This window comes from Pseudoalteromonas sp. SG44-17 (genome assembly GCF_014164235.1).
GTDB classification, from domain to species: domain Bacteria; phylum Pseudomonadota; class Gammaproteobacteria; order Enterobacterales; family Alteromonadaceae; genus Pseudoalteromonas; species Pseudoalteromonas rhizosphaerae.
This window is the reverse complement of record NZ_JACJEV010000043.1, coordinates 1-14,155: the sequence shown is the minus strand read 5'-3', so window position 1 is coordinate 14,155 and position 14,155 is coordinate 1. Positions and strand designations below refer to the sequence as shown.

Annotated in this window: 4 protein-coding genes; 3 read left to right on the top strand and 1 reads right to left on the bottom strand. The window is 40.9% G+C overall.

Translation table 11 applies throughout. The annotated features are described in order from the left end of the window. Positions 1–32 precede the first annotated feature (32 nt). A complete protein-coding gene (locus H5182_RS19985) occupies positions 33–860 on the top strand; it encodes a phytanoyl-CoA dioxygenase family protein (protein ID WP_182760501.1) in 828 nt (275 codons plus the stop codon). A gap of 82 nt (positions 861–942) precedes the next feature. Here H5182_RS19985 and H5182_RS19980 read toward each other — a convergent pair whose 3' ends face one another. Continuing rightward, positions 943–2,301: a GGDEF domain-containing protein gene (locus tag H5182_RS19980; RefSeq protein WP_182731265.1), complete on the bottom strand. Its 1,359-nt coding sequence runs from the start codon at positions 2,299–2,301 to the stop codon at positions 943–945. A gap of 922 nt (positions 2,302–3,223) precedes the next feature. On the opposite strand from H5182_RS19980, the gene H5182_RS19975 reads away from it, so the two are divergent. After that, entirely contained in the window at positions 3,224–13,282 is a 10,059-nt protein-coding gene (locus H5182_RS19975) for a non-ribosomal peptide synthetase/type I polyketide synthase (RefSeq protein WP_182760500.1), read from the top strand. Position 13,283: 1 nt separating this feature from the next. Next, a partial coding sequence (locus H5182_RS19970; RefSeq protein ID WP_259398335.1) for a condensation domain-containing protein occupies positions 13,284–14,155 on the top strand: 872 nt, incomplete at its 3' end.

Sequence of the window (14,155 nt, the reverse complement as noted above, 5' to 3'; positions counted from 1 at the left end):
AGTGCCTGTATATTAAAAGGAGATAATTAAATATGCAAACCAATCTAGTGGTTGAACGGTTTAAGCAGCAGGGTTTTGTACAAATTAAACAAGTACTTAAACCAAGTGTAATCTCAAAACTGCAGCACTTTTGTGATGAGTTGGTTGCTCAAGCACAGTCACGCTATGTAGCCGGTTTACCATTTGATAATATTGCTGTTATGCAAACTGCAGATGAGCCTTTTGTTTATCGCATTAATGAGCTTTTTCAATTTCAGCCACAATTTGCTCAACTGCTAGCGCAAACCGAACTAATGAGTTACGTTGAAGCGATTATCGGCGAAGCTGTTTTACCTAGCTATGAGTCACTTGTGATAAAAAATTCATTAGATGCACGCGGATTTGATTGGCACCGCGATATGGCGGTGAGAACTCAAGAGCCTATTTTTACCGTGGGGGTGTATTTAGATGATGCAATAGCGCAGCAAGGGGCGTTAACAGTGATCCCGCAGTCTCATTGTAGCCAAGCAAGTGTGTGTGATTTAAAGCGCCAGCTATCCATTGCACAATTACAAAGTGTGGATATTACGGCCAATGCAGGTGATGTGGTAATTCACCATGTAAACACGGTTCATGCATCAGGAAGACAGAAAGGTTCAGCTATACGTAGAACGATCTATTTTGAGTTCAGAGCAGTATCACATTTTATTGATAATCCGTGCTTTCCTAGTGAGTGGGTCGAAAAGCGACAAGCGTTAATGGCTAACCTCAACGCGCTTAATTCAGCTGATATGGCTAATAATGTGCAGCTACCCAATGATTTGTATGTAACTCAAGTACGAATAGAGCCGGCGGAATATTGTATTGAGTTTGCCAGTTAACAGTATCAACATAGATATTTACATGTGTGTAAAGCCAGCCTAAATATATAAATTTGCTCTGAACTAATACAGCCAATACAAGTTAAGCGACTACGATACAATTACGACCTTGTGCTTTTGCCTCATAGAGTGCTTTATCTGCGCGATTAAAAATAACTGAACTCGAGTCATCTGCCTGATAACATGTTACCCCAAAGCTTGCGGTCACTTTAGGTAAGCTCACTTCATCTAATTCGCTAATATACACTCGTAACCGCTCTGCAAGTTGGTGGGCGTGTTGCTTATCTTGAATAGGAGAGATAATAGCAAACTCTTCGCCACCGATACGAAACAGCATATCCATGGCATGTATTTGTTGCTGTAATTGTGTAGCTAGATGTTTTAATAACTTATCACCTATTTGGTGGCCATATTGGTCATTAACTTGTTTAAAGTGATCAATATCCAATATTATTAAAGCAAATAGATATTCGCTTCGTGCTGCCATATTGATCTGGTTTTCTATTTGTTCTTCCCACTTGTGTCGGTTAAATACACCTGTTAAGCGATCTTGGGTTGCTAATATTATTAATTGTTTTTCAATTTCCTCACGGCTAGTCATTTCCTGATTCAAACGAGATATAACAATTTTTATATCGTGTTCTAATGCTGCAAGCTCATCTTTAGTTTTGATCTTTTTCTGAAGTTCCAAAGGTAACTCATGGTGTTCAACAGAAGAGTTTAATGTTTCGATATTAGATTGGATGCGTTGAATACGACGTAAAATAATTTGAATAATAAAGGTCGTTAACAGCAAGCCGAGGATGATGGCGCATATACCGAGTAAGCTGCTGACAAATAGAAAGTCTTTTTCGTGCTGATCTGTGTAATACGCATCATCAGAGGTTAATTTATTTAATTGCGCTATTATTTGTTTTTCTGCACTTTCTAGCTCAGTTGCCATTGTTTCGACTTGCAACCGCGCTTGCTCAGTAAGTTGATTCTGTTGGTAAACATTTTCTAAATAGTTTTCAAACTCGTCACTTTTTTGCGTATAGTTTTCAATTGTGGTGGCCACTTTTTGATGTGCTTCAGGCTGTAATATGACTTCTTTTAATGCTAATGAGTGATTGATCATTGCTACCGCTTTATCGAGCAATTGTTTTATTTTTTGTTTTTCAAAAGCAAATTGTTGATGTGGGTTGAGCGGCTTATCACCCATTTGGTTTTTTAGTTGAAATTGCTCAAATTGCAGGTGTTGTTCAAGCTCTATGAACTCCACTTGTTGCATTAACTGACTTAACGGAATATCCAGAAAAGCCACTACGCGCATTTCACGTTCTATTTGATTTACTTTATAGGCCGAAAAAACAATAACACAAAACAAAAACGTTAATAAAAAAACAAATAATCCACCAATTTTTTGCTTTATTGACGCATTGTACCAGTTGAATACCGACATAAAGTTCCTCACTGCTTAATAGTCCCTCAAGTATAGTTTAAAAAGCGCGTAATCTAGCTTATTCAGTCTGACCACAGCAAGCATTAATTAACTAACCTTAGGACAGATTAATCAAAGTTATTAGATACTTTATTTAATAGAGATGATGTGCAGTTGATCAACCGTGTACTTACTTGACGATTGAGTTCGTAATATTGCAGGCGTGCCTTGTGAGGGAATACTAGCACTAAATGAGTAGAACGTTTGTCAGTAGCTAAAGTCGGTCATCTTTGCATCACATTTAGCTTTTGTGTATTTAGTCACGTAACTTGAAGACCCCGATAAGACTCATACAGGAAATGCTGAAAATAGCTCAAGTAGGTAAAGTGAATTTACTAATAAAGCTAATTATTGCCTTAAATCAATCATCACTTTTTGGTTAATTATTTTTTAATAAAACGTAATGTTTTGTAATATTTCTATAGGGTTTGATCAAGTAACATTAGCCTTAGCATAGAGGTTAATTAATAAATACGCCTTTAGGATGGTTTTTGGTATTAACTTGTAAATTATTAGCTTTATTAATGTTGGTCTAGTTTTTTTGTACTACTCTCATGGTCGCAATATTAATTATTTTTATCACAGTAACTTTATTTATTGGTATTTATATACCAAATTTTAAATGAAAGTTATTGCAAAATTAAGGTGCAGTTGATTAGCGCAGCTGGTGGTTTTAGCGGTTAGTTTACCTTTAAGTTTCAATACGTTATTTATATTGTGCGGATTACAATATGTGCAATCGTTAAATAATGTTATGAGTCTATGTAATTGATTATATTTCAATTTTAGTGGTTTATACACTGAGGCAACCAAGCTGTAGAAGTGCAGAGCTTTATTTTGGCTTTGGTGTTGCAGTGAGCCGCAAACCAAAATAGGTCATGGAATGAATATAAATTTAGCGGCTAGGTTAGTTAAATTAGCTAACACGCGTGGTAGTGATACTGCATATCAATATTTTTATGACGATCAGCAACCTTGTAAAACACTCACTTATACGCAGTTAGATGAACGTGCTAAGCAAATTGCTCGGCACTTGCAGGAGCATTTTTCGCAAGGGGATAGGGCGCTATTGCTATTTAATTCTGGTTTTGAATTTGTGGAGGCATTTTTTGCGTGTCTGTACGCTGGCATTGTTGCTGTTCCTGTCTATCCTCCAAAAAAGAATCAAAATATTGACCGTTTAAGAACTATTGTTGTTGATGCTGGTGCGAAAGGTGCACTGACCACAGAAAAAATTAATGAAATAGCACGTCCATTATTTGAAGCTGAACCTTTATTGGCTGATTTAGCTATTTTTACCACTGACGCTGAACCCACTTATCAAATTGACACTATAGATTTTCAGCACTGCGAAGTAGCAGCTGACGAATTAGCCTTTCTACAATATACATCTGGCTCAACGGGTGAGCCAAAAGGGGTAATGGTTAGCCAAGCCAATATTCTCGATAATCAAGAAATGATGAAGCAAGCCTTTGGTCATGATCACAGCACCGGTATTGTCAGCTGGTTACCGCACTTTCATGATATGGGTCTTATTTTTGGTATTTTGCATCCGATCTATATTGGTGCACCCGCGGCTTTGATGAATCCGACTTACTTTTTACAAAAGCCGTATCGCTGGCTCAAACTGTTAAGTGATACTAAAGCTGTAACCTCTAGTGCGCCTAACTTTGCTTATGATTTATGTGTCGATACGGTTAAAGATACTGATTTAAAAAACCTCGATTTATCACATTGGCGCTCTGCATTAAATGGTGCGGAGCCCGTTCGAGCGACGACGTTGGAGCGCTTTGTAGAGAAATTTAAAGGGTGTGGTTTTCGCCGTGACAGTATTTCTCCTTGTTATGGTATGGCGGAAACAACTTTATTTGCAAGCGGTGGTAAATTATCACACTCGCCAACTGTGTTACGTCTTATCACTGCAGAATTACAGACAGGTAAAGTAACAAACGTAACGCATGGCGATGATGATTCATTTTGTGATTTACACACATCATCCGATAACTCGCCTTATTATGCGGTGTCGTGTGGCATTACGTGGCACAACCATACAATGGCCATTGTTAATACTGACACTAATAAACGCTGTGCTGATGGCGAAACCGGCGAAATTTGGATCAAAGGTGCAAGTGTTGCACAAGGTTATTGGGGAAAAGCCGCATTAACAAAAGAAATATTTCAGGCCTATGTTGATGATAATGATGGCCCATACTTACGCACTGGCGACTTAGGCTTTGTATATCGCGATGAGTTGTTCGTCACTGGGCGCTCTAAAGATGTATTAATTTTTCGCGGTAAAAATTATTACCCACAAGATATTGAATTGACGGTAAGTAACGCAAATGCTGCACTTGATAATAACGGTGGTGCGGCATTTTCAATAATGTGCGAACAGCAAGAGCGACTTGTCATTGTGCAACAAGTAAAACGTACTGCGGTTCGTAAACTTGATCCTGAAGCGATATGTAAAGATGTGATCCAAGCGATTACAGAGCAGCATGGTATTACGCCCTATGATGTTGTACTGATAAAACCTGGGCGAGTATTAAAAACATCTAGCGGAAAAATTCAACGTCAAGAAAACAAACGTCATTACTTAGCGCAGCAGCTAACGCCACTTTATCAATTGCGTGGTTCTTTTGAGAGCGAAACGTTTGAGCCACAATCAGCAGATATATTCAGTAGCCACTGTGCACTTGAAGATGAACAACATGCAAATTTACTTAGCTTGTTGCAAAGCGTCGTTGCACAGGAAGTTGATATGGACCCGCAATCACTTGCTGTTGATGCTTCATTTCAATCTTTAGGGGTTGATTCAATGAAGGCGGTGCGTATTTCGGGTGAGTTAATGGAATTGCATGATATTGAGTTAGAGCCGACAGTTTTATATGACTATCCATCTATTTCAAAGCTTGCTAATTATTTATGGCAATTTGCTGCGATCCGAACTGCTGCTATATCATCAAATACAGTCACTATGCCCGCGGCTATACCCACACTAAATGAAGCTGCTCAGTCTCTAAGGGACTCCACGGACAAAGACATTGCCATTATAGGGATGGCATGTCGTTACCCTGAAGCTGAAAGTATAGAGGCGTTTTGGCAGCTATTATGTAACCAACAAGATGCAATTGGACTGCCAAACGAAAGTCGCGGCATGTTATGCCCACATTTGGATAATACCCGTTTAGGTGGTTACATCAGTGACATTGAACAATTTGATGCAAATTTATTTGGTATTTCTCCAACCGAAGCTAAGCATATAGATCCTCAGCATCGATTGTTGCTAGAAACCAGTTACCATGCCATTGAAGCCGCAGGTTATGCGCCGCTGCAATTATCGGGTGTAAAAGTAGGGGTTTATATTGGTATCTCGCAAAATGATTACTTCTTACTTTCTCAGCAATATGAAAAGCAAAATGCTTATTTAGGTACTGGTACTGCGCTGAGTATTGCGGCTAATCGGTTATCGTATTATTACAACTTCAGCGGGCCAAGTGTTGCAGTTGATACAGCATGCTCATCTTCGTTAGTTGCATTGCATTTAGCCATGCAAAGTATTCACAGTGGTGAAATAGCCCAAGCTTTGGTGGGCGGGGTGAATTTGATCCTCAGTGATGAGGTAACGAACGCCTGTGAAAACGCGCAAATGCTTGCAAAAGATGGCCGTTGTAAAACGTTTTCAGACTCCGCAGATGGCTATGTACGAAGTGAAGGGGTGGGATGTTTATTATTAAAGTCGTTAGCGCAGGCAGTACAGGATAACGACCCTATTTACGGGGTACTAAAAGGCAGTGCAGTCAATCAAGATGGCCGCAGTAATGGCATTACAGCACCTAATGGCTTGTCACAGCAAAGTGTTATTAAGTCGGCGTTAGCTAATGCACAAATTGCAGCAGATGACGTGCAATATGTTGAAGCCCATGGCACTGGTACAGAGCTGGGTGATCCAATAGAAGTATCGGCGCTGAGTAAAGTCTATAGGCCACAAACAAGCTTAGCTGAGCCACTTACTGTGGGCGCTGTGAAAGCGAATATTGGCCATCTGGAATCGGGTGCAGGTATTGCTGGTGTGATCAAAACCATGTTATGCATGCAGCATAAAACAATACCCGGCCAAGCTCATGCTAAAGAGCTTAACAAACACATTGCTTGGCATAAAATTGCGTTAAAAATTAATCGTGATTTACAGCCATGGCCTGTTAGTTCAGACAATGGTTGTATTGCTGGTGTTAGCTCGTTTGGTTTTGGTGGCACCAATGCACATATTATCTGTGCGAGTGCACCTCAACGTGCGGTCGATACCATTGATTTAGCCTCGCAAACGGGATTTTACCTGTTACCGTTATCAGCTAAAACTCCAGATGCGTTAGCCAATTTACTGACGCGTTATGAAACGAGATTAAAGAGTTTATCTGATAATGAATTTGATGCGCTGATCTACACAGCAGCACACCTGACTAAGTTTAAAGAAGCAAAACGTGCCGTATGCGGCGAAGATCGTGCAGGTTTATTACGTGCGATGCGTGGCTTAAATACAACCTCGCATTTAAGTGCGGCTGAAAATGATAAAGCTGCGACAAATTATGAGTTAGTAATGCTATTTACTGGTCAGGGCTCGCAATATCCGGCAATGGCAAAACAATTGTATGATACGCAAATTGTATTTAAAAACGCGATTGATGAATGTGATCATTTACTTGGCGATAGACTTGGCGAGTCATTGCTAATGGTTCTGTATCAGCAAAGCCATAAACAGTTTTTAGAACAAACTAACTGGACTCAAGTCGGCTTATTTGCGGTTGAGTATGCTACGGCCAAATTAATGATCCACTTTGGCGCCACTCCTAAGCTGTTATTAGGTCACAGTGTTGGGGAGTATGCAGCGGCATGCATTGCTCAGGTGTTTTCGTTAGCTGATGCTATTTTATTGATAGCTGCGCGTGGCCAACTCATGCATGAACTTGCTGATAATGGGGGCATGTTTGCAGTGCGTTGTAGTGAGCAAGTTGCCCAGCAAGTCATTACAAAATGCCATGATAATGGCAAGACTCAAATTGCAATTTCAGCCTATCATGGTGCTTCTGGCGTGGTGTTCTCGGGCGAAAACTCAGCGCTTGAGATTGCCATTGAGTTATTAAAAGAACAAAATCTGACGATTAAACAGCTCAACACAGCACGTGCTTTTCATTCACCACTTATGGATCCGATGCTTGATGATTTTGCTGCTATAGCAGCGCAAGTAAACTATAGAAAACCTTGTTATCCCTTGTTGTCGTCGGTGACTGGCCAGCTAGAAACTGACGCCTTAGCAACACCTCAATACTGGATCGAGCAGATCACTAAACCTGTTCGCATTGATTTATGCGTGAGCGAGTTAGATAAACGTGAGCATTTGTGCGCGGTAGAAGTTGGACCAAAACCTGTTTTGATGGTGTTATTGCAAGAAAACTTGCCCCATTTAGATGCTGAGTATTTACCTATATTGCACAGTCAAGGTGCTGATAAAACACGTTTAGTAACCAGTTTAGGGCGTATTTTTGAACTAGGCATTGAGCTAAATTGGGCGCATATTTATCCACAAATAAATATTCAAAAACAGCCATTACCCGCTTATCCGTTTGCAAAAAATGCACATTGGATAGTGCCAACAGCAAAGCAACCAGCGCTAAAAAGTACTGCAATGCAGGAAAATATGCAGGCCAATAAATCGGTAACAAACATAAACCAAGTTGTTGCACGAACTGAGCTTATTCGTGACATCGTACTCTCTAATCTTGCAAATTTATTATCATTACCAGTTGATGCTATAAAAACGAATGTTCCCTTACTTGAAATGGGGGTTGATTCATTAATGATAATGCAAGCCGTACGCACCTATGAAAGAGAATTTGGCTTAGAGTTTAGCGTACGCCAGTTTTACGAAGAACTAAGCACAGTGGATAGTTTATTGGATTATATTGCGCAACATAGTGACTTTTACCCACACACTGAAGATGCCCAGTTAACCTCGGATATTGCAATTGTAGAGCAGAATACCCCTTCGTACTCTGATACAACAACTTCTTCAGCCAATATGGGGTTTGATCAACAGACTATCATGGCAATTTGCCAGCAGCAGCTGCAAGCTGCCGCGAGTGTAACTAATGATTTTGGCCGTCAAAGCATTGCCGCGGTGACAGCGCAACAATTACGTTTTCTACAGGGCAGTGCTATAACCTCCTCGGCAAGTGTAACGCCAGACAATATGCCTCAGCAGCAAGTAAAAACAGTTGCAATGCCCGTAAATAAGCGCGCCACAGAACTTCCTGCATCGCAAAGTAGACAATTACACATGCAGCATCAGTCACCCGCTATGCAGCAGCATTTTGAACAACTAAAAGCTGATTATTGCGCAAAAACCAGCGCATCGAAAAAGCTGGTTGCTCAACATCGTGGCAACTTAGCTGATTGCAGAGCCTCAGCGGGGTTTAGGTTATCAAGCAAGGAAATGCTTTATCCGATTTATGCAGACCACTGCGAGCAAGCCAGATTATGGGATATAGACGGCAATGAATACATTGATATTACAATGGATTTTGGAGTTAATTTATTTGGCCATAAAGCCGAATTTGTGACTGATGCTTTAGCGCAACAAGTAGATCAAGGTATTCAATTAGGCTTAGCCAGTCCTTTAGCGTGTGAAGTGGCTGCTTTGATCAGCGAATTAACTGGTTTGGCGCGTGTGACGTTTTGTAATTCAGGCACCGAGGCGGTCATGACCGCACTGCGCTTAGCACGCAATTATACAAAACGTGACAAAATTGTGCAGTTTAGTGGGGCATACCATGGTCATTATGATGGTACTTTGGCGCACTCTGTGGGCCAAGGAGACATCGAGCCTATGTGCGCAGGTGTTCGCCAAGGCGCAGTTAATGACAACTTAGTATTAGATTACGGTAGCGCGCAGGCGCTGGAAATTATTCGTGCAAATGCACATACAATTGCTGCGGTATTGGTTGAACCGGTTCAAAGCAGATACCCAGAAATACAACCGTGGGAATTTTTAAAAGAGCTCAGAGCAATAACCACAGAGCATGGAATAGCACTGATTTTTGATGAGATGATCACCGGGTTTCGCGCTCATCCAGGCGGCGTACAGGGATTAGTGGGGATCCAAGCTGATATGGCAACCTATGGCAAAATTGTTGGTGGAGGGTTGCCAATCGGAGTTGTTGCCGGCAGTGCCGATTACTTAGACGGTATTGATGGTGGTGTATGGCAATATGGTGATCAGTCTTATCCACAGGCAGATACGACTTTTTTTGCTGGAACATTTTGTAAACACCCAATGGCAATGGCCAGTGCAAAAGCGGTTTTAAGCGAAATTAAACGCCAAGGACCACAGTTACAACAAAGGCTAAGTGATAAAACCAATTATCTGAAAACAACCCTTAATCGCTTTTTTGCTGATGCAATGATCCCAATTCAAATTGAAGCTTTTAGCTCTTTATTTCGTTTTAGATTTAGCCAAAATCTAGATATGTTTTTTTATGAAATGCTTAATCGTGGCATCTTTATTTGGGAAGGACGTAACTGCTTTTTATCAGCAGCACATACAGATGCAGATATAGAGATCATTATTACCGCAGTTAAAGACAGTGCCTTGAGCTTAAAGGTGGCAGGTTATTTTGGTATTGAGCGTGATGATAAGATGAGCTTGGCCACCTTAGAGGCGACATTTCCATTGACCGAGGCGCAGCAGCAATTACTTGCCTTAGCGTCAAAGTCACCTGAGGGGGCTTTTGCGTATCACTTACAAGCCGTACTTAAATTAACAGGTCAGTTAGATATAAGTCGCTTAGTTACCGCAGTTGATAAAACAGTACGCGAGTTCACTATTTTACAGTATGCAATTGATAGCGATACGCTTTGCCATAGGTTAGTGGCTGAGCATCGTCCTCAATTGTTAGTTATTAATCTACAACACTCAGATAATAATATCGCTGTAGCAACTCAGTTGCAGGAGTTACGTTACCATGCTTTTGATTTTAATAATGAAGTTGCATGTCGCTTTGCGATACTAAGAGAAAATGATAATACTGCTTACTTAAGTGTGGTTACGCATCATTTACTCTGTGATGGCGTATCGTTGCAGATTATTTTGAGTAAAGTTGCCCAACACTATAACAACACCACAACAGAGGCGTTGGCAGCACCGGTAGACTTTAGTGCATATGTTAAAGCACTTGACCACTATAAAGAGTCTGCTAATTACCAGCAAGATAAGGCATTTTGGTTGGCACAACTAGCGCCAAGTATGCCGTTGCAACTACCAACAAACACTGCGATTGCAACGACAACGAACTATGCAGTATCGGTATTGACTGTTGAGCTCAATGAGCACACCAAAGGAAATATTGCTGATCTGGCTAAACAGCAGGGCTGCGGTCAATTTGCCACTTTATTGGGGTTATATATAGCGTGGTTAAGTAAGCTTAGCCAGCAGTCAATGATCACCGTTGGGATCCCTTGCTCTGATCGACAATTACTCCCTCAAGCTGATAGCGCAGAATCTTCCGATAGCGAATTAGTCGGTTATTGCACGAATATTTTACCAATTTGCATTGATATTACAAACATCAGTAGTGTTCGAGAGTTAATCAAAACAGTGCAATCTGAATTATTAACTGCATTTGAACATCAACATTTCCCTTATTCAGCGTTAGCAAATGAATCGCTTAATTTACCTAATACTTTATTTAATTTAGATAAAGTTACTGCCTTACCGGCATTTACTGAATTGCAATTAAATACCATGCCAAGCAACACCTGTTATAGCCAATTCCAATTAAGTTGTAACTTAATTCAGTTTGCTAACAGTTGGTCACTCACCCTTGAATATCAACAAGATAAATTTACATATGAACAGGTAAATCATTGGTTATCTGGGTTGATAGGGTTGTTTAGCAACGCTGTTGGGACAGACGAACTAAACAGTGCGAACTGTTCATTGTTAGATGATTTACAAATAGCGACACTGGTTACTGAACAATGTGAGCGTGTTGATAAACAACTTTGTGTCGATTCTTGTATCGTTTCATTTGAATATGCTGCGACTCAATACCCTGACAATATTGCTATTACCTGTGATGGCCAAAGCCTTAACTATTCACAGTTAAATCAACGAGTAAATACCTTTGCTCATTATCTTATTGAGCAAGGTATTGGGGTCGGCAGCTTAGTCGCAATTGCACTACCAAGGCGTGCGGAGCTGATTATTAGCTTATTAGCGGTATTAAAAACGGGGGCTGCATTTTTGCCACTCGATATTACTTTTCCGCAAGCACGCATTGAATATATTCTGGCTGATGCACAAGCTGATTTACTGTTGTGTGACAGTTTTAGTGATAGTAGCCCAATTATTGCGAGCAACAAATTGCCCGTATTAGATATTGATACTGTGGTACTTACAGGCTTGCAAAGCAGTAATCCAGATCGCGTTATTGCTCCTTTATCAAGCGCTTATGTTATATATACATCGGGCTCAACGGGGCAACCTAAAGGTGTGGAAATTAATCACCAAGGGCTACAAAACCTGTTGCTCGCTATGACGGTACAGCCAGGAATAGAGCCAACCGATTGCTTGTTAGCAGTTACCACTATTGCATTTGATATCGCGATGTTAGAGCTGTTTTCGCCCTTAATTGTTGGGGCTAATGTACTGCTTGCGAGTGAGCAAACATGCAGTGACCCATATGCAATTACCGATCTAATAGCACATTTCCCAGTGTCTATTATGCAAGCGACTCCGACGTTATGGCGATTAATAATAAATGCAGCACCTGATTGTTTAGCTGGTATCAAGGTCTTGTGTGGTGGCGAACCGCTTGATCCAGCACTTGCTCAGGCGGTGCTGTCGCAGCAGGGGGATTTATGGAATATGTATGGTCCAACCGAAACCACCATTTGGTCTGCAATTAGCCATATTCAGCACAGTGATGATATTACGATAGGTTCAGCAATTGCTAATACGAGCTTGTATGTTATGGCTGAGGATGCACAAAGTCCATGTTTACCTCTACCTATTGGCGTGTGGGGGGAGTTATGGATCGGTGGTTTAGGATTAGCGACTGGCTACTTACAGCAACCAGCACTCACAGCTGAACGTTTTGTTAGTCATGTTTTTAATGGTCAATCGCATCAGCGTTTGTATAAAACTGGCGACCGTGCAAGGCGTTTACTCGATGGCCGTATTGAACTACAAGGGCGGTTAGATCAACAAGTTAAACTAAACGGGCATCGTATTGAATTAAGTGAAATTGAACACCACCTGCGCTTGTTATTTGCGAACCAAGATGTACGTGTTTTTATCAAACCAAACAATCAAGACCAGCCGAGTTTATGTGCTTATAGCCTTGAGGACGACAGTTTGGAAAGTGTTTGGAGTGTGAGTGAATTACGCCGTGTGCTATCACAATCATTGCCAAGTTATATGGTGCCAGAATCAATCTGTTGGTTAACGCAGTGGCCAACCACACCAAATGGAAAATTAGACACGAAAGCATTACCGCTTCCGACTGCGGCTATGCAATCGGCAATAGTGCGTATTGCCCCCAGCTGCGCGACTGAAACGAGCTTACTGCAACATTATTTAGCATTACTTAAGGTTGCAGTGTTAGGTACCCAAGAAAGCTTCTTTGATTGTGGTGGTAACTCTGTACTCGCTATGCAGCTTGTGTCACGAATTAATCTGCAATTTAAAGTACGGGTGACGGTAGGCGATATTTTTGACTACCCTAGCGTTGCGCAATTAGCGCTACGAATTGACGATTTATTATCAGCGCGAGCAGCAAGTACCGAGCAAAGTCAGCCTCAGGTTACTGTTGTGAGCGATATAGTGAGCGGCCGTGATATTAGTAAAGCCCTTGATGATAGCAGCATGACTGAAATGGACTTGTAACATGGATAATGTAGCAATTAAAACTTTACTGGCCGAATTGGACGCACAAGGTATCTTCGTTTATTTGCAAGATGGGCGGTTAAAGTTACGAAGTAAGTTAACGACAGTCCCAGCACCAGAACTGGCAAAGATCAAAGCATGTAAGGATGAGCTGATTGCCTATATGCAACGTCATCATCAGCAACAAGGGGATTTATCAAGTGCGCAACAACGTATTTGGTTTATTGATCAATATGAACAGCAGTCAACTGCATACAATATGTGTGGTCTGTTGCAGCTGTCAGACTCATTGACAATAAATGAACTACAGCGGGCATTTGACACATTGTTGGCTCGCCATCAAATATTAACAACGCAATTTTTTAACACTGATCAAGGTGTTGTGCAGCGAGTTAATAGCCAGTTGCGCTTAGCATTGAATGCACTTGAGATAGCACGGCATGAAACACCCACACAAATAGTTGAAAAATTACACGATGAATTAAGTTACCGCTTTGATCTGGAAAATGATTTACTGATACGTGCAACGTTAATTGGCCACTCAGGTGAGGGTAAATGGTTATACATTGCGATGCATCATATTATTGCCGATGGTTGGTCTGTACGGCTTTTGGTGCAAGAATTATTGGCGATACTGACAAATAATAATAATACCGTTAATAATGCGGCTGCATGTAAACCTTTACAGTATTTAGATTATGTACATTGGCAAGGTCAGTTTAAACAATCACCTATATATCAACAGCAGCTAAGTTATTGGCAACAAGCGCTAACAGGGATGGAGTTATTTGAGCTGCCAACGAGTTATCCTCGTGATAAACAAAAAACCTATCAAGGCAAGAGCCAGCACAGTGTTATCGAGACACGGCTGGT

Bases quoted from the DNA above. Each gene is read 5' to 3' on its own strand.
- H5182_RS19985 (WP_182760501.1), top strand. From the start codon at position 33: ATGCAAACCAATCTAGTGGTTGAACGGTTTAAGCAGCAGGGTTTTGTA.
- H5182_RS19980 (WP_182731265.1), bottom strand. From the start codon at position 2,301: ATGTCGGTATTCAACTGGTACAATGCGTCAATAAAGCAAAAAATTGGT.
- H5182_RS19975 (WP_182760500.1), top strand. From the start codon at position 3,224: ATGAATATAAATTTAGCGGCTAGGTTAGTTAAATTAGCTAACACGCGT.